General features: G+C 70.9%; 30 protein-coding genes and 1 tRNA gene. 17 read left to right on the top strand and 14 right to left on the bottom strand.

The window, feature by feature from the left end; genetic code table 11:
• Positions 1-5 precede the first annotated feature (5 nt).
• Both fbaA and EJV46_RS00765 read left to right on the top strand, forming a co-directional pair.
• The gene (fbaA, locus tag EJV46_RS00770) at positions 6-1,085 is read left to right on the top strand and encodes a class II fructose-bisphosphate aldolase (RefSeq protein ID WP_131546686.1); all 1,080 of its coding nucleotides are present in this window, start codon (positions 6-8) and stop codon (positions 1,083-1,085) included.
• Positions 1,086-1,156: 71 nt separating this feature from the next.
• Positions 1,157-2,773: a peptide chain release factor 3 gene (locus tag EJV46_RS00765; RefSeq protein ID WP_131546685.1), complete on the top strand. Its 1,617-nt coding sequence runs from the start codon at positions 1,157-1,159 to the stop codon at positions 2,771-2,773.
• Between the two features lie 94 nt (positions 2,774-2,867).
• Here the strand turns inward: EJV46_RS00765 and EJV46_RS00760 are convergent, their stop codons facing one another.
• Complete coding sequence (locus tag EJV46_RS00760) at positions 2,868-3,401, bottom strand: hypothetical protein (protein WP_131546684.1); 534 nt, start codon at positions 3,399-3,401, stop codon at positions 2,868-2,870.
• A gap of 140 nt (positions 3,402-3,541) precedes the next feature.
• Here EJV46_RS00760 and EJV46_RS00755 point away from each other — a divergent pair, with 140 nt between their 5' ends.
• A complete protein-coding gene (locus EJV46_RS00755) occupies positions 3,542-4,423 on the top strand; it encodes a polysaccharide deacetylase (protein ID WP_131546683.1) in 882 nt (293 codons plus the stop codon).
• A gap of 32 nt (positions 4,424-4,455) precedes the next feature.
• Here EJV46_RS00755 and EJV46_RS00750 read toward each other — a convergent pair whose 3' ends face one another.
• Both EJV46_RS00750 and EJV46_RS00745 read right to left on the bottom strand, forming a co-directional pair.
• Positions 4,456-5,745, bottom strand: a complete 1,290-nt coding sequence (locus EJV46_RS00750; protein ID WP_131546682.1) for a leucine-rich repeat-containing protein kinase family protein — start codon at positions 5,743-5,745, stop codon at positions 4,456-4,458.
• Between the two features lie 60 nt (positions 5,746-5,805).
• Positions 5,806-7,398: a GMC family oxidoreductase gene (locus EJV46_RS00745; RefSeq protein WP_131546681.1), complete on the bottom strand. Its 1,593-nt coding sequence runs from the start codon at positions 7,396-7,398 to the stop codon at positions 5,806-5,808.
• 97 nt (positions 7,399-7,495) lie between these two features.
• Between EJV46_RS00745 and EJV46_RS00740 the strand changes: the two genes are divergently transcribed.
• Together EJV46_RS00740 and EJV46_RS00735 are read left to right on the top strand one after the other, a co-directional pair.
• Positions 7,496-8,908, top strand: coding sequence for an FAD-binding oxidoreductase (locus tag EJV46_RS00740; RefSeq protein WP_131546680.1), 1,413 nt, complete (start codon positions 7,496-7,498; stop codon positions 8,906-8,908).
• Between the two features lie 45 nt (positions 8,909-8,953).
• Positions 8,954-9,027: transfer RNA gene (locus EJV46_RS00735), tRNA-Pro, on the top strand.
• Positions 9,028-9,151: 124 nt separating this feature from the next.
• Here the strand turns inward: EJV46_RS00735 and EJV46_RS00730 are convergent.
• The 10 genes from EJV46_RS00730 to EJV46_RS00685 form a co-directional block, all read right to left on the bottom strand.
• Positions 9,152-9,448 (bottom strand): hypothetical protein, encoded by a 297-nt coding sequence (locus EJV46_RS00730; protein WP_131546679.1) that lies wholly within the window; start codon positions 9,446-9,448, stop codon positions 9,152-9,154.
• A gap of 141 nt (positions 9,449-9,589) precedes the next feature.
• Positions 9,590-10,072, bottom strand: a complete 483-nt coding sequence (locus EJV46_RS00725; RefSeq protein ID WP_131546678.1) for a helix-turn-helix domain-containing protein — start codon at positions 10,070-10,072, stop codon at positions 9,590-9,592.
• 359 nt (positions 10,073-10,431) lie between these two features.
• Positions 10,432-10,644, bottom strand: coding sequence for a hypothetical protein (locus EJV46_RS00720; protein WP_131546677.1), 213 nt, complete (start codon positions 10,642-10,644; stop codon positions 10,432-10,434).
• 179 nt (positions 10,645-10,823) lie between these two features.
• Positions 10,824-11,402 carry a LysE family translocator gene (locus EJV46_RS00715; protein WP_131546676.1) on the bottom strand — a complete coding sequence of 193 codons (579 nt, stop codon included), beginning with the start codon at positions 11,400-11,402 and terminating at the stop codon, positions 10,824-10,826.
• Positions 11,403-11,404: 2 nt separating this feature from the next.
• Complete coding sequence (locus EJV46_RS00710; RefSeq protein ID WP_131546675.1) at positions 11,405-12,385, bottom strand: phosphoribosylaminoimidazolesuccinocarboxamide synthase; 981 nt, start codon at positions 12,383-12,385, stop codon at positions 11,405-11,407.
• Positions 12,385-13,320 carry a 2-dehydropantoate 2-reductase gene (locus EJV46_RS00705; RefSeq protein WP_131546674.1) on the bottom strand — a complete coding sequence of 312 codons (936 nt, stop codon included), beginning with the start codon at positions 13,318-13,320 and terminating at the stop codon, positions 12,385-12,387. Before EJV46_RS00705 ends, EJV46_RS00710 begins: the two co-directional genes overlap by 1 nt.
• A 146-nt stretch (positions 13,321-13,466) precedes the next feature.
• A complete protein-coding gene (locus EJV46_RS00700; RefSeq protein WP_131546673.1) occupies positions 13,467-13,646 on the bottom strand; it encodes a CsbD family protein in 180 nt (59 codons plus the stop codon).
• A gap of 187 nt (positions 13,647-13,833) precedes the next feature.
• Positions 13,834-14,712, bottom strand: a complete 879-nt coding sequence (locus tag EJV46_RS00695) for a polyphosphate kinase 2 family protein (protein WP_131546672.1) — start codon at positions 14,710-14,712, stop codon at positions 13,834-13,836.
• A complete protein-coding gene (locus tag EJV46_RS00690) occupies positions 14,709-15,947 on the bottom strand; it encodes an MFS transporter (protein WP_165585250.1) in 1,239 nt (412 codons plus the stop codon). The genes EJV46_RS00695 and EJV46_RS00690 overlap by 4 nt, the downstream gene beginning before the upstream one ends.
• Position 15,948: 1 nt before the next feature.
• Positions 15,949-16,821 (bottom strand): endonuclease/exonuclease/phosphatase family protein, encoded by an 873-nt coding sequence (locus tag EJV46_RS00685; protein ID WP_131546670.1) that lies wholly within the window; start codon positions 16,819-16,821, stop codon positions 15,949-15,951.
• 120 nt (positions 16,822-16,941) lie between these two features.
• Between EJV46_RS00685 and EJV46_RS00680 the strand changes: the two genes are divergently transcribed.
• The 4 genes from EJV46_RS00680 to EJV46_RS00665 all read left to right on the top strand — a co-directional run bounded on the left by EJV46_RS00680 (position 16,942) and on the right by EJV46_RS00665 (position 20,317).
• On the top strand, positions 16,942-17,628 hold the full coding sequence (locus EJV46_RS00680; RefSeq protein ID WP_131546669.1) for a helix-turn-helix transcriptional regulator: 687 nt from the start codon (positions 16,942-16,944) through the stop codon (positions 17,626-17,628).
• Between the two features lie 166 nt (positions 17,629-17,794).
• Positions 17,795-18,997 carry an MFS transporter gene (locus tag EJV46_RS00675; RefSeq protein ID WP_131546668.1) on the top strand — a complete coding sequence of 401 codons (1,203 nt, stop codon included), beginning with the start codon at positions 17,795-17,797 and terminating at the stop codon, positions 18,995-18,997.
• A 76-nt stretch (positions 18,998-19,073) separates the two neighbouring features.
• Positions 19,074-19,532: an L-2-amino-thiazoline-4-carboxylic acid hydrolase gene (locus EJV46_RS00670; RefSeq protein WP_131546667.1), complete on the top strand. Its 459-nt coding sequence runs from the start codon at positions 19,074-19,076 to the stop codon at positions 19,530-19,532.
• Positions 19,529-20,317, top strand: coding sequence for a class I SAM-dependent methyltransferase (locus EJV46_RS00665; RefSeq protein WP_131546666.1), 789 nt, complete (start codon positions 19,529-19,531; stop codon positions 20,315-20,317). The genes EJV46_RS00670 and EJV46_RS00665 overlap by 4 nt, the downstream gene beginning before the upstream one ends.
• Before the next feature lie 26 nt (positions 20,318-20,343).
• Here EJV46_RS00665 and EJV46_RS00660 read toward each other — a convergent pair whose 3' ends face one another.
• Positions 20,344-20,991: an MSMEG_1061 family FMN-dependent PPOX-type flavoprotein gene (locus tag EJV46_RS00660; RefSeq protein WP_165585249.1), complete on the bottom strand. Its 648-nt coding sequence runs from the start codon at positions 20,989-20,991 to the stop codon at positions 20,344-20,346.
• Between the two features lie 70 nt (positions 20,992-21,061).
• Between EJV46_RS00660 and EJV46_RS00655 the strand changes: the two genes are divergently transcribed.
• The 8 genes from EJV46_RS00655 to EJV46_RS22600 all read left to right on the top strand — a co-directional run.
• Entirely contained in the window at positions 21,062-21,805 is a 744-nt protein-coding gene (locus EJV46_RS00655) for a YebC/PmpR family DNA-binding transcriptional regulator (protein ID WP_131546664.1), read from the top strand.
• A gap of 1 nt (position 21,806) precedes the next feature.
• A complete protein-coding gene (gene ruvC, locus EJV46_RS00650; protein ID WP_131546663.1) occupies positions 21,807-22,322 on the top strand; it encodes a crossover junction endodeoxyribonuclease RuvC in 516 nt (171 codons plus the stop codon).
• Between the two features lie 55 nt (positions 22,323-22,377).
• The gene (gene ruvA, locus EJV46_RS00645; protein WP_131546662.1) at positions 22,378-22,995 is read left to right on the top strand and encodes a Holliday junction branch migration protein RuvA; all 618 of its coding nucleotides are present in this window, start codon (positions 22,378-22,380) and stop codon (positions 22,993-22,995) included.
• A 114-nt stretch (positions 22,996-23,109) separates the two neighbouring features.
• A complete protein-coding gene (gene ruvB / locus EJV46_RS00640; RefSeq protein ID WP_131546716.1) occupies positions 23,110-24,144 on the top strand; it encodes a Holliday junction branch migration DNA helicase RuvB in 1,035 nt (344 codons plus the stop codon).
• Positions 24,141-24,623 carry a YbgC/FadM family acyl-CoA thioesterase gene (locus EJV46_RS00635; protein ID WP_305000523.1) on the top strand — a complete coding sequence of 161 codons (483 nt, stop codon included), beginning with the start codon at positions 24,141-24,143 and terminating at the stop codon, positions 24,621-24,623. Before ruvB ends, EJV46_RS00635 begins: the two co-directional genes overlap by 4 nt.
• A 14-nt stretch (positions 24,624-24,637) precedes the next feature.
• Positions 24,638-25,384: a protein TolQ gene (gene tolQ, locus EJV46_RS00630; protein WP_255465939.1), complete on the top strand. Its 747-nt coding sequence runs from the start codon at positions 24,638-24,640 to the stop codon at positions 25,382-25,384.
• Positions 25,385-25,390: 6 nt separating this feature from the next.
• Positions 25,391-25,969, top strand: coding sequence for a protein TolR (tolR, locus tag EJV46_RS00625; protein ID WP_131546661.1), 579 nt, complete (start codon positions 25,391-25,393; stop codon positions 25,967-25,969).
• Between the two features lie 3 nt (positions 25,970-25,972).
• Positions 25,973-26,275: hypothetical protein (locus tag EJV46_RS22600; protein WP_206020667.1), on the top strand; the 303-nt coding region annotated here is incomplete at its 3' end.

The following is a 26,275-nucleotide window of genomic DNA, read 5'->3' as shown; positions in this document are numbered from 1 at the left end:
TTCGCATGTCGGTGACCACCAAGCTCAAGCCCGGCGTCGTCACCGGCGACGCGTATCTCGAGCTGCTCGAAGCCTGCCGCGAGGGCGGCTACGCGCTGCCGGCGGTGAACGTGGTGGGCACCAACAGCATCAACGCGGTGCTGGAGGCGGCGGCCAAGAACAAGTCCGACGTGATCATCCAGCTCTCCAACGGCGGCGCGCGCTTCTTCGCCGGCGAGGGCTGCCCGGACGCGAATGCGGCCCGGCTGCTGGGCGCCGTCTCGGCCGCGCAGCACGTCCACACGGTGGCGGCCGCCTATGGCGTCTGCGTCGTGCTGCACACCGACCATGCCGACCGCTCGCTGCTGCCCTGGGTGGACGCGATGATCGACGCCGGGGAGGACCACAAGGCGCGCACCGGCCAGCCGCTCTTCTCCTCCCACATGATCGACCTCTCGGCCGAGCCGCTGGACGCCAACATCGCCGAATGCGCCCGCTTCCTGATGCGCATGGCGCCGCTGGGCATGAGCCTGGAGATCGAGCTCGGCGTGACGGGAGGCGAGGAGGACGGCATCGGCCACGACATCGAGGAATCGGCCGACAACGCCCATCTCTACACCCAGCCCGAGGACGTGCTGAAGGCGTGGGAGGTGCTCTCGCCGCTCGGCCACGTGACCATGGCGGCCTCCTTCGGCAACGTCCACGGCGTCTATGCCCCGGGCAACGTGAAGCTGCGCCCGGAGATCCTCAAGGCGTCCCAGGACGCGGTCGCGCAGAAGTTCGGCGGCGGCTCCAAGCCGATGGCCCTCGTCTTCCATGGCGGCTCGGGCTCCGAGAAGGCCAAGATCACCGAGGCCGTCTCCTACGGCGTGTTCAAGATGAACATCGACACCGACACGCAGTTCGCCTTCGCCGAGCCGGTGGGCGCCTATGTCGACGCCAATCCGGTGGCCTTCAAGCACCAGATCGATCCGGCCACCGGCAAGCCGCAGAAGAAGCTCTACGACCCGCGCAAGTGGCTGCGCGCGGGCGAGAAGGGCATCGTGGCCCGCCTGAACGAGGCCTTCGCCGATCTGGGCTCGGCCGGGCGCACGCTGGCCGGCTGAGGAGCTATTTTTCAGGTCGGGGGCGGCCCGCCCTCGACCTGGGCATCCCGGCATGCCATCTCCCGCCGGTCATGGACAGCTTGCCCAACCCCCCCGTCGCCTCCCAGGCAGCGACCGAGGCCGCGCGCCGCCGCAGCTTCGCGATCATCGCCCATCCGGACGCCGGGAAGACCACGCTGACGGAAAAGCTGCTGCTCAAGGGCGGCGCCATCCAGCTCGCCGGCCATGTGCGCGCCAAGGGCAACCGCCGCGCCACGCGCTCGGACTGGATGAGCATTGAGCAGGATCGCGGCATCTCCGTCGCCACCTCAGTGATGACCTTCGAGCGCGATGACCTGATCTTCAACCTGCTCGACACGCCGGGCCACGAAGACTTCTCGGAAGATACCTATCGCACGCTGACCGCCGTCGATGCCGCCGTCATGGTGCTCGACGCCGCCAAGGGCATCGAGGCGCAGACGCTCAAGCTCTTCGAGGTCTGCCGCCTGCGCGACATCCCGATCATCACCTTCATCAACAAGATGGACCGCGAGGGGCGCGACCCGCTGGAACTGCTCGACGAGATCGAGAAGACCCTGGCGCTGGACGTCTCGCCGGCCGCCTGGCCGATCGGGGCGGGGCGCGACCTGCTCGGCGTCTACGACCTGCTGAGTCCGGCCGTGCGCCTGCTCGACACGCAGGACGGCAGCCACATCCCCGTGGAGGGGCTGGACGACCCGGCGCTCGACAGGATGATCCCCGCCGACCGCCTCGCCGAGTTGCGCGAGCAGGCCGACCTCGTCCAGGGCGGCTACCCGGAATTCGACGAGGCGGCCTTCCTGCAGGGGAGCATGACGCCGGTGTTCTTCGGCAGCGCGCTGCGCGACTTCGGCGTGGGGCACCTGCTGGACGGGCTCGGCCGCCTCGCCCCGCCGCCGCGCCCGCGCCCGGCCGATGCGCGCATCGTCTCGCCCGGCGAGGACAAGCTGACCGGCTTCGTCTTCAAGGTGCAGGCGAACATGGACCCCAACCACCGCGACCGCGTGGCCTTCCTGCGCGTCTGCTCCGGCCGGCTGGAGAAGGGCGCGCGCCTGCTCCAGGTCCGCACCGGCAAGCAGGTGCCGGTGAACGCGCCGCTGTTCTTCTTCGCGAAGGACCGCCAGGTGGCCGAGGAGGCCTGGCCCGGCGACGTGGTGGGCATCGCCAATCACGGCATCCTGCGCATCGGCGACACGCTGACCGAGGGCGAGCCGATCAACTTCCGCGGCGTGCCGTCCTTCGCGCCCGAGCATCTGCGCCGCGTGCGGCTGGACGACCCGATGTTGGCCAAGAAGCTCAACAAGGCGCTGGAGCAGCTGGCGGACGAGGGCGTGGTGCAGATCTTCCGCCCGCTCGACGGCTCGCCCCCGGTGATCGGCGTGGTGGGGCTGCTGCAGGTCGACGTGCTGCAGAGCCGGCTCAAGGTGGAGTACGGCGTGCCGGCGGGCTTCGACCAGACGCAGTGGGAATATCTGCGCTGGGTGACCTCGGACGATCGCGCCGCGCTGGAGCGCTTCAGCCAGTTCAACCGCAGCGAGCTGGCCCATGATCATGACGGCGAGCTCGTGGCGCTTTTCGCCTCCGACTGGCGGCGCAAGCGCGCCGAGGACGAGTGGAAGATGCTGAGCTTCCACGCGCTCCGCGAACAGCACAGCCTGTCCGCAAGCTGAGGCGGGGTCCGGGCGGATAGAGCAGATCCCGATCAGGCTGCTTTGCCTGATCGGGTGAAGATGCTCGGGGAAAGCTAGGCCGCCCGGAGACGCCTCAGGCGAACATCTCGATCTTGCCGTCCAGCGCCATCAGCCCGCCTTCGACGCGCAGGCTGGGCTGGCGCTTGGCGAGCTCGGTCTTGAACTCCCCATAGACGCGGGTGTGCAGGGCCGTCTCCGCCTCGGGCGTCGCGATCGAGGCGTCGCCATAGGCGATCGCGGCCGCGCCGCAGTCGCGATGGGCGACGGCGATCACGCGCGTGATCTTGTGCAGCTGGATCGAGGCGCCGAGATTGTCCCAGAAGGCCGTGTGCCAGGCCGCGAAGGCCGGCGCCACGACGCCGACCGGCGCACCGGCGATGGCGAACTGGCTGAACTTGCCGGTCAGGCCGCGTGTGCCCATCCAGGCATTCACCGGGGTGACCAGGCGGGGGTCGATGCAGGTCAGCAGCATGGAGTCATAGGCCGTGCCGTCCTCGGCGCGGGCCATGGGCGCGAGGAAGGCGCTGGCGGCGAGGCCGAAGATGCCGCGCCGGCCGAGGGTGGGGAGGCAGCAGGCGCAGCCGCGCCGGGAGGAGAGCATCGTCATGGGGGGATTCCTGCGTTTGGGCCGCAGGCTAAGCAGTCGGTCCCCGCCGCCACAAGATGAATTGCCGCAGTTGGAACGTGGGGCATAGGCTTGGGCCGTGGGGGGCGTCAGCCTCCCCCTAAAAGGCAAGGAGGCCGGGCATGGCCAAGGATATCATCTGCGCTTTCAGCGTGCATTGCGATGCCGTCGCCGGATGGCTCGGCAGCTATGGCGGCGAGGACAGCCCGGGCGACATCAGTCGCGGCGTCTTCGCCGCCGAGGTCGGCATGCCGCGGCTCCTGCGGCTCTTCGAGCGCTTCGGCCTCAAGCAGTCCTGGTTCATCCCCGGCCATACCATCGAGAGCTTTCCCCATCAGACCGACATGGTCGCCAGGGCCGGCCATGAGATCGGCCTGCACGGCTATAGCCATGAGAACCCGCTCGCCCTCAGCCGCCCGCAGGAGGAGGCGATCTTCGACAAGTGTATCGGCCTCATCGAGAAGCATTGGGGCCGCAAGCCGGTGGGCTATGTCGCGCCCTGGTGGGAGGTGAGCGAGACCAGCATCGGGATCCTGCTGGAGCGCGGCATCCAGTACGACCACTCGCTCATGCATCACGACGCGCTGCCCTATTACGTGCGCACGGGCGATGCCTGGACGCCCATCGACTACAGCCAGCCGGCCGAGAGCTGGATGAGGCCCTTCACCAAGGGAAAGCCCACGAATCTCGTGGAGATTCCGGCCTCCTGGCATCTCGACGACCTGCCGCCGATGATGTTCGTGAAGAAGTTCCCCAACAGCCACGGCTATGTCAGCCCGCATGCGCTGGAGCAGATCTGGCGCGACCATTTCGACTTCGTCTACCGCGAATACGACTATGCGGTGGTGCCCATGACCATCCACCCGGATGTCTCGGGCCGGCCGCAGGTGCTGCTCATGCTGGAGCGGCTCATTGGCCATATGCTGCGCCAGCCGGGCGTGCGTTTCCTGCCGCTGGAAGAGGTCGTGACGGATTTCCGCAGGCGCTTTCCCGCTCCCGTCTGACAGGGGGCGCACGGGATGCGCCGCGGCGCTGCTCAGGCTGGGCTGAGCGCCCGCGCGACCTCCGCCATCGAGGGCCGGTCCTCCGGGCGCGGCTCCAGGCACCAGGCCCGGACCTCACTCAGGATCGCGGGTGCATCGCTTTCGATGCGCGCCAGCAGCTCGCCCAGGAGAATGCCGAAGGCCCGCGCCTCGACGCGCTGCAAGCCGTCGGCCCTGCCGGGGGGGGGGAAGCAGGCGGCGCCGAAGTCGCTCAGCACGGCCTCGCCGGCCGCGCCATCCCAGAGGATGTTGTGGGCATAGAGGTCGCCATGCAGCAGCCCGCGGCCGTGCAGATGGGCCGCGGCGGCGGCGACGCGCCGGGCGAGGCGCAGAGCCGCCAGCGGCGAGAGGCGCAGGCCGGGATCATAGACGTCGCGCGTGCAGCTCTCGAGGCTGGGCGGGCCAGCGAGGGCGCGCCAATCTCCGGGGATCAGCGGCATGATCAGCCCCTCCTGTCCCTCGGGATGGCCTTTCAGCCGACCTATGGCGCCGACGAGCTGCGGATGGCCGCCGGCCAGGAGGCAGGCCGCCATCTCGTGCCGGGGCAGGCCGTCGCTGGTCATGGCGCCCTTGAACAGCTTGAGCGCGACGGCCTCCCGCGTTTCGCCCGACTGGCGCAGCGCGTGGTGGACCAGGCCCGAGGCGCCCTGGCCGAGCAGCGCGCCCAGCTCCAGCTCGCGCCAATGGATGGCCGCGGCCTTGGGCGACGGGGCTTTGTCGAAGGGATTTCCCGCCCAGGCGAGCCAGGCGAGGGTGGGGTGCGCCTCAAGCCAATGCGGCAGCGCCTCGAAGTGATTGGCGGCGATCCGCAGCAGCTCGAGGCCGGGCGCGCCGAGCAGCGTCTCGGGCAGATGCTGCAGGCGGTTGCCGGCGAGCATGAGCTTGGCCAAGGCCGGCCGCTCGCCGAGCGCGGCGGGCAGGGCAGTGATTGCGTTGTCCGTGAGGGTCAGCCAGCGCAGCCGCGGCGGCAGCGCCTCGGCGGGGACCTCGCTCAGCCCCGAGGCGCGAAAGCCGATCTGGCTCAGCGCCGGGCAGTCGCCCAGCGCCGGCGGCAGACGGGCGAAGCGGTTGCCGGAGGCGAAGAGCACCCTCAGCTGGCCGAGGCGGTACAGATCGGCCGGCAGGTCCACCAGCGTGTTGTGGCCGATGTCCAGCACCTCCAGAGTCTCTGCCAGTCCGTAGATTTCCGGGGGAAACTCGGTCAGGCCGCAGCCCGTCAGGTGCAATTCGCGGGCGCCGGCCAGGGTGCCCCGGCGCAGCGCTTCCAGGGTCGCATGGCTCATGCGGCCCTCCTTAACAGCGGTCCGGGGGGTGGCCCAGGGCGCCCCGGCCGCGCGCCCGGCTCAGGCGGCGCGCTTCATGAAATCGGCGCAGCGCTCGCCGATCATGATGCAGCCGGCATTGGTGTTGCCGCTCACCACCGTGGGCATGATGCTCCCATCGGCCACGCGCAGATTGCCCACGCCGTTCACGCGCAGCTGCGTGTCCACCACGGCACCCTGATCCTCGCCCATCCGGCAGGTGCCGGTGGGGTGGTAGATGGTGCCGCTGGTGCGGCGCACGAAGTCCAGCCAGGCGGCGTCATCCTCGGGCGCGTCCTCGGGCGGCGAGTAGCGGTCGGTGATGAAGCGGCCAAGCGCATGCGTTTCGGCCAGGCGCTTGGCGAGCTTCACCCCCTCCACCATGCACTGCTTGTCCGTCTCGCTGGTGAGGTAACGGGCATGGATATGCGGCTTGGCGAGCGGGTCGGTGCTGGCGAGGCGGATCTCGCCGCGGCTTTCGGGGCGCAGCTGACAGACGCTGACCGTGAAGCCAGGGAATTTGTGCAGCCCTTCCTTCACGCTGTCCGCGCTCCAGGGGATGAAGTGGAACTGCACGTCGGGTGTCGCGCTCTGCGGCAGGACGCGGGCGAAGAGGCCCGAGGTGGCGGCGGCGAAGCTCAGCGGGCCGCGCCGGGTCAGCGCGAATTGCGCGCCCATCCGCGCCATACCCATCATTCCCATGCGCTCGTTCACCGTGACGCGCTGGTTGGCGCGGTACATCAGCCGCGCCTGGAGGTGGTCCTGCAGGTTCTGGCCGACACCGGGGATGTCGCGCTTCACCTCGATGCCCATCTCGGCCAGATGCGCGGCGGGGCCGAGGCCCGAGAGCATCATGAGCTGCGGGCTGCCGATGGCGCCCGAGCTCAGCACCACCTCGCGCTGTGCCCTCAGCGTGCGGGTCTGGCTGCCGACGCGATAGACCACGCCCGTCGCGCGGCCGTCCTCGATCACGATGCGCTCCACATGGGCGTCGGTGATGACGCGCAGGTTCGGCCGCTTCATCGCGGGCTTGAGATAGGCGGTGGCGGCCGAGCAGCGGAAGCCGTCGCGCACGGTCACCTGATACCAGCCGGCGCCCTCCTGCTCGGGGCCGTTGAAATCGGGATTCTCGGGATAGCCGAGCTCCTTGGCGGCATCGATGAAGGCGCGTTCCAGCACGCCCTTCTCCCGCAGGTCCGTGACCGAGAGCGGGCCGTCGGCGCCGTGCAGATCGTCGGCGCCGCGCTCCTGCCGCTCGGCCTTCTTGAAATAGGGGAGGCAGTCGTCGAAGCCCCAGCCGGTGCAGCCGAGCTGGCGCCAATGGTCGTAATCCTCGGCCTGGCCGCGGATGTAGATGAGACCGTTGATGGCGGAGGAGCCGCCCAGCACGCGACCCCGCGGCCAGGGGACGGAGCGCCCGCCCAGCTCCGCCTCGGCCTGGGTCTCGAAATTCCAGCTGATGGTGGGGTGGTACATGGTCTTGGCGTAGCCGATGGGCACGTGCAGCCAGGGGTTCCGGTCGCGGCTGCCGGCCTCGAGCACCGTCACGCGGATCCGCGGATCCTCGCTGAGCCGCCCGGCCAGGGCGCTGCCGGCGGAGCCGCTGCCCACCACCACCACGTCGGTCTCTTCCACGGAGGCTCCCCTTCTCGTTGCTTTCGGCGATGGTCCATCCCGCGCCGGCCCTGGTCAACCGCTTGACGCGGCGGCGCACCGGGGCTGGCATGGCGTCATGTCACCGCTCGATATCCTGACCGAAACGCTCGGTCCCGCCGGCTGCCTCCGCGGCGAATCCGAGGTCGCGCCCTATGCCGTGGACTGGCGCGGCGTCTATCGCGGCGCGCCAGTCGCGGTGCTCAAGCCCGCCGACACGGCGCAGGTGAGCGCCGCGCTGCGCGCCTGCGCCGGGCTCGGCCTCGCCGTGGTGCCGGCGGGCGGCCGCACCTCGCTCTGCGGCGCCGCGGTGCCGATGGCGCAGGGCCCGGCCAGCATCGTGCTGAGCCTGGAGCGTATGAACCGCTTCCGCTCGGTGGACCCGCTCGACAACTCCCTCGTCGCCGAGGCGGGCTGCACGATCGAGGCGGTGCAGAACGCCGCTGCGGAGGCGAGCCGGCTATTCCCGCTGCATTTCGGCGCCCAGGGCAGCGCCATGGTGGGCGGCGCGCTCTCCACCAACACGGGCGGGATCAGCACCATCCGCTATGGCAATGCGCGCGACCTGGTGCTGGGCGTCGAGGTCGTGCTGCCGGACGGCCGCGTGCTGGACGACCTGCGCCGCGTGCGGAAGGACAATTCCGGCTATGCGCTGAAGCACCTCTTCATCGGCGCGGAGGGGACGCTCGGCGTCATCACCGCGGCCTCGCTTCGGCTCTATCCGAAGCTCGCGAAGCGCGAGACGGCGCTGGCCGCCGTGCGGACGCCGCAGGAGGCGCTGCGCCTCTACGCGCGCTGCCAGGAGAGCGGCGCGGAACTCGTGGCCTTCGAGCTGATCCAGCGCAACTGCATCGAGGTCACGCTGAGGCACGGCGCCAATGTCCGCGAGCCGATGGCGCTGGCCACCGAGTGGTACGTCCTGATCGAGGCCGCCAGCACCCATGCCTCCATCCCCGTCCGCGAGGCGCTGGAAGCGGCGCTGATGGCGGGGATGGAGGCCGGCGAGGCGGAGGATGTGGTGATCTGCGAAAGCGAGGCGCAGCGCCAGAACCTCTGGAACATCCGCGAGACCTTCCCCGAGGCCTCGCGCATCGATGCCCCGGGCCTGCCCACGGACACCTGCGTGCCAGTCTCGGCCGTGCCGGAATTCCTGGAGCGCTGCGCCTCCCTCATCGCGACGCGCTGGCCCGAGGGGCGGATGATGGCGCTCGGCCATATGGGCGACGGCAATATCCACCTCTCGATGAAGGCGCCGGCCGGCATGGGCTTCGCCGAGTTCCAGGCCCGCGCGCCGGAGTTCGAGACGATGGTGAGCGGGATCGCCGTTGAGCTGGGCGGCAGCTTCTCGGCCGAGCACGGCATCGGCCAGTCCAAGCGGCCGAGCATGGCGATGCTGAAGTCGCCCGTCGCGCTGGACCTGATGCGGAGCATCAAGGCCGCGCTGGATCCCGAGGGGCGGATGAACCCGGGCAAGGTGCTGCCGCCGGCCTGATGCCGCTTGCTGCCGCTGGGGGCAGCCCCTAAACAGCCGGGAGGACGGGGCGTAGCACAGCCTGGTAGTGCGCCTGCTTTGGGAGCAGGAGGTCGGAGGTTCGAATCCTCTCGCCCCGATGCCGCGACCCCCAGCCGCTTGGAACGGCCAGACCTCGCGTAGAGAAGTCCAGGCGCTGCGGCGCGCCCGCCCGGCGCCATGCGGGCCTCCGGGCGGGCGGCCGAGCTGGTTGACGAGTGAGGCTCAGCCGCCCGAGCCGCCACCACTGCCGCCGCCGCCGCCGCCCTGGCCGGAGGACGAGCCGCCGGTCGCGCCGGAATGTCCGCCCATGCTCGGCGTCGTCGTCCTCGGGGCGTTGGGAGCGCCGGAGGAGGTCGAGGGCGCGGCCGGTGCGGGCTGGAGGAGAGCGGGCTGCCCGGGCGTGTTCGGACTGTTGGGAACGGTCGGCGTGGGCGTGGTCACGACCTGCGAAAAGCCGGCGACCGGTGCGACGAGCAGGCCCGCAGCAAGGGCGGCGGGGGCTATGCGAAGAATTCTCATGAGACGGGTTCCTCTATGGCTTTGCCGGGATTGTCCCCGGGATGGATCAACCCCGCCGGGGCGGCTCCGTTGCCCTTCCTCAAGTGGGAGGAGGGTGGAGGGGGCGGCGTAGGCCGGCGCCCCGCCCTCCCGCTCCACGGATCACGCCTCCGCGGCGGCCAGGCATGGGGGGCTGGCTGCTACCGATCGGGCGAAGCCCAGCACGGCTCTGCGGCGCCGGTCGTCCTGGAGGGAGGAGAACAGCTCCACCAGTTCGACAAGCGCATCGGTCGCGGGCGTCTCGACGTTTGCCGGTCTTTCGGCGGGAAGGGCCGCGTCGCTCATCAAGGCTTCCGGCCGGACGCCCAGCACTGTCGCGATGGCCATCAGGCGGCTCGCCGCCACGCGCGTGGCACCGACTTCGTAGCGGTGGAACTGCGCTCCCGTGACGCCCACGCGTCCGGCCACCTGCTTCTGCGTCAGGCCCAGCTTCCGTCGAATGTCCTTGATGCGCCGGCCGACCTTGCCGTCGTCATGAGTCGGCGAGCGGCTGGAAGGGGCTTCGGCCGGCGGGGCGGGCCTGGCCGGGGGGGGAGGGGAGAGCCTGATCTCGTGCCGAAGGCTGAAGGGCGTACGATCCAACATAGTGTAACCTTTTATCCGCTGGCGCCCGGTGTGAGGGGAATGGTGGAGTTTTGATGAGCGCGACCGTTCACAACAAACGCCGGGCTCCAAAAAAGGTGCATCCGGATGCAGAAATATTTTACAATGTCTGAGCCATAGGGGAAAAATGATTTAGAGAGGGATTTTGGCCGCCAGAAATTTACTTCTGCTCAGCCGTCGGTCACCAATAAATGTTAACGACTCGCATGTTTGGACTGGGTGGGCTGTGCGCGCGGAATGGGACGGTTTTCATGGCCCCGTGGCGCGGACGCCGCCCGGCCGGGAAGCACCGGCAGAGTCCGCATACTGGACGGCAACGTCAGGCGCTCAGCGCCCTGCCGTCATCCCCACAGGCCGAACCACACCCCGGTTCCATGCAGAACCCCGATCGGAAAGAGGATCGCGCCCACCGTGGCGAAGGCCCAGCGATCGTCCGCCCCGCAGGAATAGAGGTGCTGCGACCAGGCTGCGAAAGTCGGAAGTATGAAGGCCATGAGAAACAGCGCCGCGATGGCATTGTCCCGCCAGGTGGCGCGCTGCCGGCTCGGACGCATGGTTTGCCTCCCGGACATCGTGGGAGCGGAAGCTTACCAGAACCGGAGCGCGTCAGGCGAGATTCACGTGCGGCCTAGAGCCGTTTCAGCTGGACTGCGCTCGCTGAAGCGACTCTAGTTTATTGTTTTAACGCATTTTCCGAGTCGTCAGGCGATTCCGCCTGACTTGAAAATGCTCTTTAGCGCAGCAGCGGGGCGATCAGCAGGATCGCCGCGAAGGTCCCCACGGCCGCGGCCCCGACGCGCGGAACCAAGCCGCCCCATCCGCGGCGCCGCGCGGCGCCGCCGAGCACGGCTCCCGCCGTGATCCAGCCCAGGGCCACGCAGGTCAGCAGGGCCAGGAAACCCAGCATATAGGGCCAGACCCGCCCGGCCCCGAAGGGGACGATCCCGAGCGCGAAGATGATCGCCTTGGGGTTCAGCAGGGTCGTGACGAAGACCTGCGGGGCCGTCACCACGCGCCCGAGCGCCAGCGCGGCCCCGCCGCGCCGCCAGAGGCGGATGGCCAGCCACAGGAGATAGGCGCCGACCGCCATGCGCATGGCGAAAGCGAGAGCCGGCGCGCCGGCGAGGATCGGCCCCAGCAGCAGGCCCAGCGTCAGGATGGAGAGGGTGTAGCCCGCCGCCTCGGCCGGGATCAGCGCGAGGGACCGCCGCAGCCCGATGGTGGCGCCGCCGGTCGCGAGCAGCGTGTTCGTCGGCCCCGGCGTGGCGAGGATCGCCAGCACGGCCAGGGCAAAGACCAGCGGATCCTGCACGGTCAGGCGCCGAAAAGGGGCCGCAGATTTGTCCGCACCCGGTCCAGCACGGGGGTGTCGCCGCGCGGCAGATCGAAGCCCTGGCCGGTGATGGTCTCGTAGGCCTCGATATAGACCGCCGCCGTGTTCAGGATCAGCTCCTCCGGGATTTCCGGGATCGCGTCGCGATAGGGGTCGCAGCGCGCGGCCACCCAGTTGCGCACGAAGTCCTTGTCGAAGCTCTCCGGCTTCTCGCCGGCCTCGAACCGCGCGGGATAGCTGTCCGCACGCCAGTAGCGGCTGCTGTCCGGCGTGTGGATCTCGTCGGCCAGGACGATCCGGCCCTCCGCATCCGTGCCGAACTCGTACTTGGTGTCGGCGAGGATCAGCCCGCGCTCGGCCGCCATCTCCTGGCCCCGGGCGAAGAGCGCGAGCGCGTATTCGCTCAGCCGGTCCCACTGCGCCTTCGTCAGCAGCCCGCCGTCCAGGATCTCCTTGGCCGAGAGGGGCGCGTCGTGCTCGCCATGGAAGGCCTTGCTCGTCGGCGTGATGATGGGCTGCGGCAGGCGCTGGTTGTCGCGCATGCCCTCGGGCAGTCGCAGGCCGTACATCTCGCGCCTGCCGGCCTTGTACATGGTCAGCACCGAGGTGCTGGTCGTGCCGGCGAGGTAGTCCCGCACCACGATCTCGACGGGCAGGATGTCCAGCCGGCGCCCGATCACCACGTTGGGGTCGGGATAGGCCAGCACGTGGTTCGGGCAGATGTCGGCCGTCCGCTCGAACCAGTGGCGGGCGGTCTGCGTCAGCACCTGGCCCTTGAAGGGGATGGCGCAGAGGATGCGGTCGAAGGCGCTCAGCCGGTCGGTGGCGATGAGCACGCGGCGGCCGTCGGGCAGGTCGTAATTCTCCCGCACCTTGCCGCCGTAGTGGTTCGGCAGCTCGGGGATCTCCGCGTCGCGGAGGACCAGATGCGCGAGCGGCCGGAGCGCTTCGATGTCCGGCATCAGGCGGCAGCTTCGGCGCGCTGCGCCTCGTAGGTCCGGCCGCTGACCAGCGCCGCCTCGAGCAGCGTCACGTCCAGCGCGGCGCCCTTTCCGGCCTCCACCAGGAAGCCGACGATGTGGTCGATCTCGATCGGCCCGCCGGCCTTCAGGTCGCGGAACATCGAGGCGGTCGAGGTGGATTTCGGGTTGGTGAACATGCGCTCCATGCCGGTGAGCGTCTCGTCCGGCACCGGATGGCCGTTCGCCGCCGCGATCGCCGCCGAGAGCCGGAACATGCGCAGGATCAGCTCCTGCCCGCCGGCGCGGATGATCTGGCCGATATGGCCGCGCATCAGCACCGTCAGCGCGGCCAGCGAGCCGAGCATGACCAGCTTGGCCCACATCTCGTCCATGATGGCGGGCGAGGCGGTGGTCTTGATATGCGGCGCGGCCTGGAAGGCCCTGGCCAGCGCCTCGACGCGCGCCGACATGCCGCCCGCGATCTCGCCGAAGAGGAGGTCGGCCGGCGGCGCCATGTGGCGGATATGGCCTTCCGGCGTCAGCATGGCCGCGATCTTGGCGACGCCGCCCAGCACGGCCCCGTCGCCGAAGGCCCGTTGCAGCGCGGAGAGGTGGGACAGGCCGTTCAGAACGGGCAGCACCGCGGTCCCGGGCCCCACCGCCGGGCGGATCGCCTCGATGGCCGATTCGAGGTCGTAGGACTTGCAGCTCAGCAGCACCACGTCCCAGTGGTTGCCGGGCGCATCGGCCGCGACGGTCTTCACCGGCAGGGCGAAGTCGCCGAGCGGGCTCTTCACCACGAGGCCTTCCCGGGCGATCTGCGCCTGCCGTTTCGGGCGGACCAGAAAGGCGACCTCCTCGGCCGCGCCGCCCTGGATGAGCCGGGCCCCGTAATAGCCGCCGAGCGCGCCCGCGCCGAGGATGAGGATACGCATGAAAGCCGCCTTCCGTGCCGCGCCCGGAAGCGGCGCGTGAGGCGGCAGGATCATCTTCCGACTGCCCCTGTCAATGCGGCCCGGACGACGCAAGGCGGCCGGCGGGTTGTCCCGCCGGCCGCCCCGGATTCGATGGTGGCCGCAGCCTACTTGGTGGCGTCGCGCACCGCGTCCTTCGCGCCGCCGACGGCGTTCTGGATCTTGCCCTCGGCCTTGTCGGCCTTGCCCTCGGCCTGCAGCTTCGCGTCGCCCGTCAGCTTGCCGGCGGCGTCCTTGACGGCGCCCTTGGCCTGCTTGCCCAGGCCCTCGATGCGATCCTTGTCCATGGCTCTGTCTCTCCGAAATGGGGCATCCGGATTGATGCCGCCTCTGCCGGAAACAACTCGGCGCGCGCCTTCGGGTTGCCCCATGCGGGCGAGGACACCTCCCGTCAGGGCTTCTCCAGCCCCCGAGGCCGACGTCCCGCGCGACCGGCCCTTGGCGCCCAGGCGGAGGCGCGGCGGAGCCCGCCGCTCATTCGAGCATGGAGCGCGCTTCCGTGAGGGCCACGCGCTGTTCCTCGGTCAGCTGTGGATAGTGAAGGTCCAGCGACCCCAGCGCCCGGCCGATCGCGGCGACCACCACCAGCCGGGTGAACCATTTCCGGTCTGCCGGCACCACGTACCAGGGGGAGGCCGCGGTCGCCGTCGCGGAGATCGCCTCCCCATAGGCCTCCTGGTAGGCGTCCCAATGCCGCCGCTCCGAGACATCGGCCGCGGAGAACTTCCAGTTCTTCTCCGGCTCGTCGAGCCGCTCCAGGAAGCGCTTCTTCTGCTCCTCCAGCGAGACGTTGAGGAAGAACTTCAGCACCACCACGCCCTGCCGCCCGAGGTAGCGCTCGAAGCCCGCGATGTCCTCCAGCCGCTCGTCCCAGATGTGCTTCGTTACCAGCTTCGGCGGCAGCTTCTGGCGGGCCAGGATTTCCGGATGCACGCGCGCGACCAGCACCTCCTCGTACCAGCTGCGGTTGTGGATGCCGATCTGGCCGCGCGACGGCAGGGCCGTGACGTGGCGCCAGAGGAAGTCGTGGTCCAGCTCCGTCGGGCTCGGCTGCTTGAAGGCGGCGACATGGCAGCCCTGCGGGTTCAGCCCGGAGAAGACATGCTTGATCGTGCCGTCCTTCCCGGCCGCGTCCATCGCCTGGAAGATGCAGAGCACCGACCAGCGGTCCTGCGCGTAGAGCTTGTCCTGCTGCGCGGAGAGCCGCTCCACGCCCTCGCGCAGCAGCGCCGCCGCGGTGTCCTTGGAGAGCCTGAGCCCGGCCGTGTCGTCCGGCTCGTGGTCCTTCAGCCGGAATCCCTTGCCCTTCTCGATCCGGTAGCGCGCGAGGATGTCCTCGACCTCGATGTTCATGTCGCCGTTGCTCCCAGCAGCCTGCGGCCCCGCCAGGCCCACAGCACGACGAGGGCCTGGAGGCCGAGCGTGAGGCCCATGGCCCAGCCATAGCCCGCCGCGTTCCACCCACCTTCGGCCGTGCGCGGCCAGAGGTCCAGGATGGCGCCGATCGCGATCTGCGCGAGGAAGACCAGGACCAGCATGGAGCCGTTGATGGCGGTCGCCACGCGCCCGGCCAGCTCCGGCCCGAAGCGCTGGCCCACGGCGGCATAGCCGGCCGGCCCGGCCGAGGCCGCCATGGCGAAGCAGAGCCAGACCAGGCCCAGCGCCGGCATGCCCGAGGGTGGCGCGACGATCAGGACGGCCTGGATGGCCAGCAGCGCGCCCATGGCGACGGAGGGCACCAGCATCGGCGAGTGGCCGCGGCCCTGGAGAAAGCTCGCCGCCTGGCCGGTGAGCAGGCTGCCCGCCGCCGCGCCGCAGGCATAGGTGAAGAGCAGGAGGCCGCGCGCCTGGTCGTCGAGCCCGGCGACATCGCGCAGCCAGGGGCCGGCCCAGAGGCCCTGATAGACGAAGTTCATCGTCGTCAGCATCAGGATCGCCGGCACGAAGCGCCGGAAGTAGGGATGCGCGAAGATGGGGCCGAAGGCGGTGATCTCGGCGACCAGGCTCCGCCGCGGCGGGCGGACGTAGCCCGGCGGCGCGTCGGCGACGGAGATCCAGATCCAGGCGGCGATGAGGCAGCTCAGCACGGCGAAGATCAGGAAGCCGCCGCGCCAGCCGGTCAGCGGGATCAGCGCCTGCATGGGCAGGGTGGCGACCATGCCGCCCAGCGCGCCGACGAAGACGCCGCTGCCCGTCATGGCGGCCACCTTGGCGCGCGGGAACCACTGGGTATTGGCCTTGAGCATCGCCATCAGCCCGGCCGCGATGCCGATGCCCGTGACGAAGCGGCCGACGCCGAGGAAGAGGACGTCCTCCGCCAGGGCGCAGATCAGGAAGCCGAGGCCCGCGGTCAGCGAGAGCACCGTCTGCACCCGCCGCGCGCCGAAGATGTCGAGCGCGAGCCCCACCGGCAGCTGCGCCAGCCCGTAGGCCGCGAAGAGGACGGCCGCGAGCAGCCCGAGATCGGAGGCCGAGAGGCCGAACTCCAGCGCCAGCAGCGGCCCGATGACCGCCATCACCGCGCGGCTCGCCTGGTTGAGGAAGTTCACCAGGGCCAGCGGGAAGGTGATCCGGAAGAAGGTGCGCATCTCAGCCCGCGCGCAGCCGGATGCTGATCGGGCAATGGTCCGAGAGGCGGTGGCGCATGGCCGGATCGCGCTCGGCATAGACCATGACGCGCAGGCTGTCCTGGACCATCCAGCCGCGCGCCGGCCCGCCGAGGAAGATGTGCCCGATGAAGGGGCGGCCGCCCCGCGCGTCCGACCAGCAGGGGTTGGAGACGCCCTCGTTGGCGCGGGTCAGCGGCGCGGCGGCGGTCAGCTCCCGCAGCATCGCATCCTGCGGGGTGGCGAAGCGGCGGTTGAAGTCGCCCAGGATGGCGAAGGCGGCGCCCTCGCGCCGGCGGGCCGCGATCCAGCCGGCGAGCACCGTGGATTGCCGCATCAGCGTCTCGCAGTCGCGGCCCTGGTCGGAGGCCTCGCGGCAGCCGGCCTTGAGATGGACCGAGAGCAGCCGCAGCATCCGGCCCTCCACCTCGACGGTGATGTCCGTGCCCCGGCGGAGCGAGAAGCGCGCGTCGGGGATGGGGTCCAACTCCTCCAGGTCCGCGTTGCGGATGGCGCGCAGCGTGCGCCGCACGGCGAAGCCGGTGCGCTGGATGTCGCGCTCGTCGGGGAAAAAGAAGTTGTAGTCGCGCGGATCGAGCACGCGGGCGGCGGCCTCCGGCCCGTCCACCTCCTGCAGCGCCAGGATGTCGGCGTCGAGGCGGCGCGCGTAGTCGGCGAGGCGGGTGAAATCGCCCGGCTGGCGAGGCGTGAGGTCGCGCGGCAGGGCGCGGTCGCCGGCCGGGCGCAGGGTCAGCCAGGCGATGTTCCAGGTGGCGAGCTTGATCTCGGCCGCCCCGAGGGGACGAGGCGACGGCGCCGCGGCGAGCAGGAGGATCGTGAGGAAAATCCGGAACATGCGGCATCCTGGCCGTAAAACGCCGCGGCGGCGAGCCGGCCGCCTTTCGGAGGCCCGCGAAACGTCCGGAGGAGTGGGGCGGTAGGTTGTCGCCCCGAAAGCCGGTAGGATCGCGTCGCCATGTCCAATCTCGCCACCATCGCCCATCTGATCGGCGACCCCTCCCGTGCCGCCATGTTGCAGGCCCTGCTGCCCGGCGAGGCGCTGACCGCCGGCGAGCTGGCGCGCGTGGCGGGGATCGGCGCCGCGGCGGCCAGCGCCCAGGCGAAGGCGCTCGTCGATTCGGGGCTGGTGAGCGTCCATGCCCAGGGACGGCACCGGTATCACCGGCTGGCCGGCGAGGAGGTCGCGAGCGCTCTGGAGACGCTGATGGCGCTGCCCCAGGCCAGCCCCCGCAAGTCCTGGCCGCATGGCGAGGGCTTCCGGCAGGCGCGGCTGTGCTGGCACCACGTCGCCGGACGGATCGGCGTGGCGCTGCACGCGCGGATGACGGGCGACGGCTGGATCGAGGCCGCGCCAGGCGGCTGGGTCGCGACGGAATCCGGCGAGGCACGGCTGGCGAAGCTGGGCGTGGACCTCGCCGCCGCCCGCCGCGCGCCCCGCTTCGCCTGCGACTGCATGGACTGGTCCGAGCGCCGGCCGCACCTCTCCGGCGGGCTGGGGCGCGAGATCGCGTCGATGATGACGCGCCGCCTCTGGCTCACCCGGATAGAGCCCTCGGCGACCGACCTCCTGCAACGGCGGCGGCTGGCCTGCACGCCGGAGGGGGCCCGGGCGCTCTCGGTGGAGTTCGGCATCGCGGCATGAGGATTCTTGATGCCCTCAAACGCCGGGCGCCGCCTCGGGCGGCTTGGCGTCGCCGCGCCGCCGGTGGTCCAGACGGCGCGGTCAGTTGGACAGCGCCGGCCGCTATGCGGCCGAAAATCTCCGCAGATGCGCTGGCCCCAGGAGTGCGTGCCCTGCTCGCGGCCGCATGACCCCCGTCGTTCGCGTCGGCGCGGCGATGTCCGCCATGACGGCCGTCTCCCAGTTCCATCGCGCGGCGGTGGGCGTCGTGGCGCCCGAGCTGGCGGCGGAGCTGCAGCTCGGCCCGGCGGCGCTCGGCTCCGCCAACACCGCCTTCTTCCTGGCCCTGCTGGTGGCGCAGCTGCCGGTGGGCGTGGGGCTGGACCGCATGGGGCCGCGCCGCCTCGTGACCTGGCTCACGGCGCTGGCGGTGATCGGCTCGGTGGGCCAGGCCCTGGCGCAGGACGGCGCGCAGTTCCTCGCCGCGCGCTTCGTGCTCGGCCTCGGCTGCGCGGCGAGCTTCATGGCGGCGGTGGTGCTGGCCGGACGATGGCATGCCGGCCCCGGCCTCACCAAGGCGATGAGCGGCATCTTCGCCTGGAGCCAGGTGGGCGTGCTGACGGCCGGCGCACCGCTGGCGCTGGCCTCCGGGCTGGTCGGCTGGCGGGGCGCCTATCTGGTCTCGGCCGTGCTGACGGTCGCGGTCGGCGCGGCGTGGTGGCGCTGGGCGGCGGATGCGCCGCCGGGGATGGCCCTGCGCGAGGCGAAGAAGGAGACCCTGCGCGAGGTGCTGGCCGGCCAGTTCCTCGTCTGGAGGACGCCGGGCCTGATGCGGATCCTGTCCATGCACTGCTTCGCCTATGCGGTGATGGCGACGCTGCTGACCCTCTGGGCGGGGCCCTATCTCTACGACGTGCACGGGCTGGACGCCGGCGGGCGCGGCGCCGTGCTGCTGGCCATGGGGCTGACGGTGCCCTGCGGGCAGCTCTCGCTGCCCTTCCTGGAACGCCATCTGGGGCGGGAGCCGGCGGTGATCACCTCCGCGGTCATCGTCATCCTCAGCATGACCACGCTGGCGCTCTGGCCCGGCATCCCGCTGTGGACGGCGGTCGGCCTCATGATGGTGTGCTGCTTCTTCTCCACCTATTCGATCATCCTGGTGGCGCAGGGCCGCGCGCTCTTCCCCGAGCACATGGTCGGGCGCGGCATCACGACGGTGAATCTGGGGCAGGTGCTCGGCTCGGCGCTGCTGCCGGCGGTCGTGGGCGGGGCGGTGGCGCTGGTGGGCGTGGGCGAGGCGGGGTACCGCGTCGGCTTCCTGCTGCTCGGCTCCTCGCTCGTGATCGGGATCGCGGGCTATCGCTGGCTGCCGCGGGGGAAGGCGGCGTGACGGCCGGGCCGCCCAGGGCTGGAGTTGCGGTGGCCGGCGAGGCTAGCGTGACGCGGCCGATTCCAGGAGCCTCGCCATGACCGTGTCCATCCTCGAGCAGCGCCGCATCGAGGCGGCCTTCGCCAAGGGCATCTACGAGGAGATGGCGGCCGCGCTCGGCGAGGAGCAGGCCACGGCCATCCTCACCAGCGCCGTCGTGAAGCTCGCGCGGCAGACCGGCGCCACCATGGCCCGGGAGGCGCCGGAGCCCAGCATCGCGCATTTCGCCGAGCTCATGGAGCGCTGGAAGCTCGACGATGCGCTGCGCATCGAGGTGCTGCGCGAGGACGAAGAACACTTCGACTTCAACGTCACCCGCTGCCGCTATGCCGAGAGCTATCGCGAGATGGGGCTGGGCAAGCTGGGCGCCGTGCTCTCCTGCAACCGCGACGGGGCCTTCTGCGAGGGCTACGATCCGCGGATGAAGCTGGAGCGCACGCAGACCATCATGTCCGGTTCCACCCATTGCAACTTCCGGTATACGCGGGCGCCATGAGCACCACGATGGACTACGTCGCGACGGACGCCCGCGCCTATGAGCGGAGCATGGGGCGCTGGAGCCGCCTGCTGGCGGAGCCCTTCCTGGACGCCCTGGCCCTGGCCCCGGACCAGCGCGTGCTGGACGCCGGCTGCGGCACCGGCGCGCTGAGCGCCGCCCTGCTGGAGCGCGACCCGGGCGCCAAGGTCACGGGGGTCGATCTCGGCCAGGCCTATGTCGAGGCGGCCCGCGTCGCTTTGCCGCAGGCGCGGTTCGAGCGCGGCGACATCCTGTCCCTGCCGCTGCCGACCGGCTCGCAGGACGCGGCGCTGGCCCTGCTCGTCCTCGCCTTCGTGCCCGATCCGCTGAAGGCGGTCCGCGAGATGGCGCGGGTCACGCGGCCGGGCGGGGTCGTCGCCACGGCCATGTGGGACTTCGCCGGGGGCTTTCCCTTCCTGCGGCTCTTCGCGGACACGGCGGCCGTCGTGCTGCGCGAGGGCGCCGAATGGCGCGACAAGCACTGGGCCGACCCGATCGGCACGCCGGGCCGGCTGGGCGCGCTCTTCGAGGCGGCGGGCATCCGGAACGCGCGGGAGCGGGACATCTCGATCCGTCAGGAATTCTCCGGGTTCGAGGACTGGTGGGAGCCCTGGCTGCGGGGTCAGGGCATCGTCGGCGCCTTCGCGACCGGGCTGGAGCCGCCGGCGCGGTCGCGGCTGGAGGGCGCGCTGCGTCGTGCCTGGGGGGTGGATGGCCCGCGCAGCTTCGTCGCGACGGCGCGGATGGTGACGGGCGAGGTGTGAGGGCGAGGTGTGAAGGCCCGGGGCTCTCAGTACATATTGGCGCGCAGCCGCTCCTCGGCCGCCGCGTCATAGGCGGCCGGGTCCATCCCGTTCTTCTTATGGGCCAGCAGCAGCGCGCCCATGCTCGGCACGCCCGGCGCCTTCTTCCGCCCGTCCCATAGATCGGAGCGCATGATCGCCTTGGCGCATTGCATGAAGATCTCGCGGACCTCCACGATCAGCACGGTGGCCGGCACCTTCTCCTGCGCCATGCAGCGCGCGCGCAGCCCGGGGTCGGTCGAGATGGTAGCCGTGCCGTGCACGCGCATCGTCTCGCCCATCCCAGGCACCAGGAAAAGGAGCGAGACCCGGTTGTCCTCGAGGATGTCGCGATAGCCGTCGAGGCGGTTGTTGCCCTTCCGGTCCGGGACCGCCAGCCGCTTCTCGTCCAGCGCCACCACGAAGCCGGGCGCGTCGCCGCGCGGGGTGATGTGGTTGCCCTTCCGCCCCTGCGTGCCCAGCAGGACAAACGGGCTGGCGGCGATGAAGGCCAGCGTCACCGGATCGAGCCGGTCCGTGGATTTGTTGGCCGCGAGCTCGGAGGCGTGGCCGTAGATGGCCTCCAGGGCCTCGAGGGTCGTGACGGCGTGGCGGTCGGCGACCGCGGCGTCACCCAGGGGGGCATGCGTGTCCATGCGCCCCATGGTGGCGAAACTCTCGGCCGGGCGCTATATGGAAAAACTTCAACCAATCTCTGAAGAAGCCATGGCTGGGCATTCGCAGTTCAAGAACATCATGCACCGCAAGGGCGGGCAGGACGCCAAGCGCGCCCGGGCCTTCGCCCGGATCGGGCGCGAGATCACGGTGGCGGCCAAGGCCGGCCTGCCCGATCCGGCCCATAATCCCCGCCTGCGCGCGGCCCTGGTCGCGGCCCGGCTGGCCAATATGACCAAGGACGCGGTGGACCGCGCCATCAAGAAGGCCTCCGGCGCGGGCTCCGGCGAGGATTATGTCGAGGTCCGCTACGAGGGCCGCGGCCCGGCGGGCGTCGCCCTGATCGTCGAGGCGCTGACCGACAACCGCAACCGCACGGCCAGCGACCTGCGCTCCATGTTCAGCAAGCATGGCGGCGCGATGGGCGAGACGGTGGCCTTCCAGTTCGACCGCGTCGGCGCCGTGCGCTTCGCCGCCGACGTGGCCGATGCGGACACCATGCTGGAGGCGGCGATCGAGGCCGGTGCCCAGGATGTCGCCAGCACGGCGGAAGGCCATGAGATCCTGACCGCGCCGGAGGACCTCAACACGGTGCGCGACGCCCTGGAGGCCCGCTTCGGCGAGGCCCAGGGCGCGCGGCTGGAGTGGAAGCCGAACATGACCGTCGAGCTGGACGAGGAGGGCGCCGCCGCCGTCCTGAAGTTCATCGACCTGGTCGACGACCATGACGACGTGCAGCAGGTCTACGCCAATTTCGAGGTGAGCGACGCCGTGCTGGCGAAGCTTTCGGGCTGAGTTGGCCCCCGGCGGCGTCCGCGTTCTGGGGATCGACCCTGGCCTGACCCATACGGGCTGGGGGCTGATCGAGAGCGCGGGCTCGCACCTGCGCTACATCGCGGCGGGGGCCATCAGCACCTCGGCCGGCGACGAGCTCGCGCATCGGCTGGTGCAGATCCACAACGGGCTGTCGCATCTCATCGGCGAATGGACGCCGGACGAGGCGGCGGTCGAGCACACCTATGTGAACAAGAATCCGGCAGCCGCGCTCAAGCTGGGCCAGGCGCGCGGCGTGGCGCTGCTGGTGCCGGCGCTCGCCGGGCTTCCCGTCGCGGAATATCAGGCGATGGAGGTGAAGCGGGCCGTCGTCGGCACCGGGCATGCGGACAAGATCCAGGTGCAGGACATGGTGAGGCGCCTGCTGCCCGGCGCCGTGCTGAAGCGCGCGGATGCGGCGGACGCGCTGGCGATCGCGATCTGCCACGCGCATCACCGCGGCACGAAGAACATGCTCGCCCGGCTGATACCGGCATGACGGCCGCCGATTCAGCCCTCCGGCGCCTTCGCGCCTCCGGCCATCGGAGGCGGGCGTGATCGGCAGCCTGCGGGGCCTCGTGGAATCGACGCAGGACGGTGCCTGCGTGCTGGACGTGAACGGCGTCGGCTACCTGGTCGCGTGCAGCCGCAAGACACTGGACCGGCTGACGGCGAAGGACGGGAGCCAGAAGCTGCTGGTCGAGACGCGCGTCAGCCAGGACGCCATCACCCTCTACGGCTTCCTCGATGCCAGCGAGCGCGAGGCCTTCCGCGCGCTGATCGAGGTGAAGACGGTCGGGCCGCAAAAGGCGCTGCTCGTGCTGTCGGGCCTCGCGCCGGACCAGCTGGCGGCCGCCATCGCGGCCAAGGAGCGCAAGCGGCTCTCCGAGGTGAAGGGCCTCGGCGCGGCCACCGCCAACCGCATCATCGACGAGCCGGCGATGCAGAAATGGGCGGTGGGCCGCGCAACGCCGGAAGCCGACGGCAGCGGCGCGCTCACGACGCCCCCGCCGCCCGAGACGCCCGAGGCCGATGCGGTCAGCGCGCTGCTCAATCTCGGCCTGAAGCGGCCCGAGGCGGAGCGCGCGGTGTCGCGGGCCAAGGCCAGCCTGGGGGAGGGCGCGGGCCTGAACGCGCTGATCACGGCCGCGCTGCGGGAGTCGGTGCGATGACCGCCCCCGATGGTCGGAGGCGCGATGGCGCCGGAGAGCTGAATCGGTGGCGCGGATGACCGCCCCCGATGGTCGGAGGCGCGATGGCGCCGGAGAGCTGAATCGGTGGCACAGATGAGCGCCGACCGCATCACCAGCGGCGCGCGGCAGGAGGAGGATCTGGGCGAGGCCTCGCTGCGCCCGCAGCTCCTCTCCGAGTTCACGGGCCAGAAGCTGCTCCGGGAAAACCTCTCGGTCTTCATCCAGGCCGCCTCGGCGCGCGGCGAGGCGCTCGATCACGTCCTGCTGCACGGCCCGCCGGGCCTGGGCAAGACGACGCTGGCGCAGATCGTGGCGCGCGAAATGGGGGTTGGCTTCCGCGCCACCTCCGGCCCGGTGCTCCAGCGCGCCGGCGATCTGGCGGCCATCCTCACCAACCTGCAGCCGCGCGACGTGCTCTTCGTGGACGAGATCCACCGCCTTCAGCCCGCCATAGAGGAGACGCTCTATCCGGCGATGGAGGATTTCCAGCTGGACCTCATCATCGGCGAGGGCCCGGCCGCGCGGACCGTGCGGATCGACCTGCCGCCCTTCACGCTGGTGGGCGCCACCACGCGCTCGGGCCTGCTCTCCACGCCGCTGCGCGACCGCTTCGGCATCCCGCTGCGCCTGAACCTCTACACGCCCGAGGAGCTGTTCCGCATCGTGCGGCGGGGCGCGGAGAAGCTGGGCTTCGCCCTGGCCGAGGAGGGCGCGCGCGAGATCGCCAACCGCAGCCGCGGCACCCCCCGCATCGCCGGCCGCCTGCTGCGCCGCGTGCGCGACTTCTGCGTGGTCGAGGGCCGGGTGGCCGACCGCGCCATGGTCGATGCCTCGCTCGCCCGGCTGGAGGTGGATGCCAGGGGCCTGGACGCCATGGACCGCCGCTACCTCCGCCGTATCGCCGAGCACCACAATGGCGGGCCGGTGGGCGTGGAGACGCTGGCGGCGGCGCTGTCGGAGAGCCGCGACACGCTGGAGGACGTCGTGGAGCCCTTCCTCATCCAGGAAGGTCTCGTTCTGCGCACGCCCCGGGGCCGCATGCTCGGCGAGCCCGGCTGGCGCCACCTGGGGATGACGCCGCCGGCCGGCACCCAGCTCCAGCCCGACCTGCTGGATCCGCCGCAATGACGGATCGAGTGACCGATTCGGCCCATCGGATGACGATCCGCGTCTATTACGAGGACACGGATGCGGGCGGCGTCGCCTACCACGCCTCCTATCTCCGCTGGGCCGAGCGCGCCCGCACCGAATCGCTCCGGGAGATGGGCCTGCCCCATGCCGACATGCAGCGCTTACATGGCTGCTTCATGGTGGTGCGGCGCGCCACGGTGGAGTATGCACGCCCCGCGCGACTCGACGACGAGGTGACGGTGGTCACGCGAATCCGCCGCGCTTCCGCAAGCCTGCTGCTCCGGCAGGAGGTCTGGCGGGGGGAGGAAAGGCTGGCATGGCTCGATGTGACGCTCGCCTGCGTGGATGGAGCGACGCTCGCTCCGCGTCGCCTGCCTGAACCCTGGCTGGGCGCGCTGCGCGCCCGGACCGTCCCCGCCTGCAACGATTTGCCTGGCAACGCCCAACCCGGCAACGCCCTGCCCGAAACGACCTGAGGAGGCCCAGCCCCTTGAACTCCGTCACCACCGCGCCGCTGGCGGCTGCCCACGACCTCTCGCTCCTCGGCCTGTTCATGCAGGCCGACTGGATCGTGAAGCTGGTGATGGTCCTGCTGGTCCTGGCCAGCGTCTATGTCTGGGCGATCGCCTTCGAGAAGTTCACGAGCCTCGCCCGCGCCCGCAAGGAGGCCGACGAGTTCGAGGACCGCTTCTGGCGCGGCGGCAGCCTGGATGAGCTTTATCGCGCCCAGGGCGAGCATCCCGCGCATCCCATGGCCGCCGTCTTCGTCATCGGCATGCGCGAATGGCACGCGAGCACCGCGGCCGGCACCGGCTCCTACATGGTGGCCGGCACGCGCGAGCGGGTGGAGCGGGCCATGTCCGTCACCATCCAGCGCGAGATGGAGCGGCTGGAAAAGCGCATGACCTTCCTGGCCTCCACCGGCTCGGCGGCGCCCTTCGTGGGCCTCTTCGGCACGGTCTGGGGCATCATGAACAGCTTCACCGCCATCGCCGGCATGCAGAACACCAACCTGGCGGTCGTGGCGCCGGGCATTGCCGAGGCGCTCTTCGCCACGGCGATGGGCCTCGTGGCCGCCATCCCGGCGGTGCTGATCTACAACATGCTGTCGTCCAAATTCGCCAAGTTCGCCGGACGGCTGGAGGGCTTCGCCTCCGAGTTCGGCGCCATCCTGGCCCGCCAGACCGAGGCCGCGGCGCAGGCGCGCCTCGCCGCCGCGCCGACGGCGGCGGAGTAGCGCGCGATGGCCGGGCCGCTGATGAAGAGGGGGGTGGGCGCCCGCTACCGACCCATGGCCGAGATCAACGTGACGCCGATGGTGGATGTCATGCTGGTGCTGCTCATCATCTTCATGGTGGCCGCGCCGATGATGACCTCCGGCGTGCCGGTGGACCTGCCCAAGACGACCGCCCAGCCGCTGAACCAGGAGCAGGAGCCGCTGACCATCAGCGTGAATCCCGAGGGCCGCATCTTCCTGCAGGAGACGGAGGTCCAGTTGGAGAATCTCGTGCAGCAGCTCCAGGCCATCTCGCAGACCCAGCAGCCTGGCCAGCCCGAGCGCCGCATCTTCGTGCGCGGCGACCGCGGCATCTCCTATGGTCGCGTCATGGAGGTCATGGGCACGATCAGCGCCGGCGGCTTCACCCGTGTCGCGCTGCTGGCCGAGCAGGCCAATCCCGCCGGAGCCCGTCCGGCCGCTGCCCCCAATACCGGTCCCAATACCGGTCCCAATACCGGTCCCAATACCGGTCCCTCTGGCGCTCCCCCGCGCGCCCCCGCACCCGCCGCGAACCCCCCGTCGCGAGGCCCGGCGCCGCGCTGAGCCATGGAAGACGGGCGCTTCCGCCTCTGGGTCGGCGCATCCCTGGCCGCGCACCTGCTGGTGCTGGGGGCGCTCCTGCTCGACCTCGATCCACGCAGGATCGAGGAGCCGCGCGAGCAGGCGATGGAGGTCGAGTTCATCGCCCCCGCCGAGACCGCGCAGGGCGAGACGCCCGCCCCGCGCGCGCCGGTGAACGTGCCGGCGCCGCCCTCGCCGGAGCCGCCGGAGGAGGAGCCGGCGCGCCCGGAGCCGCCCGCCCCCCCGCCGCCGCCCCCGCCGCCTCCGCCCGCTCCGGCGGCCGCGGCC

Origin of the sequence: Roseococcus sp. SYP-B2431, from assembly GCF_004336745.1 — a bacterium.
Taxonomy (GTDB): Bacteria; Pseudomonadota; Alphaproteobacteria; order Acetobacterales; family Acetobacteraceae; genus Roseococcus.
This window is presented reverse-complemented; position numbering and strand designations above follow the sequence as displayed.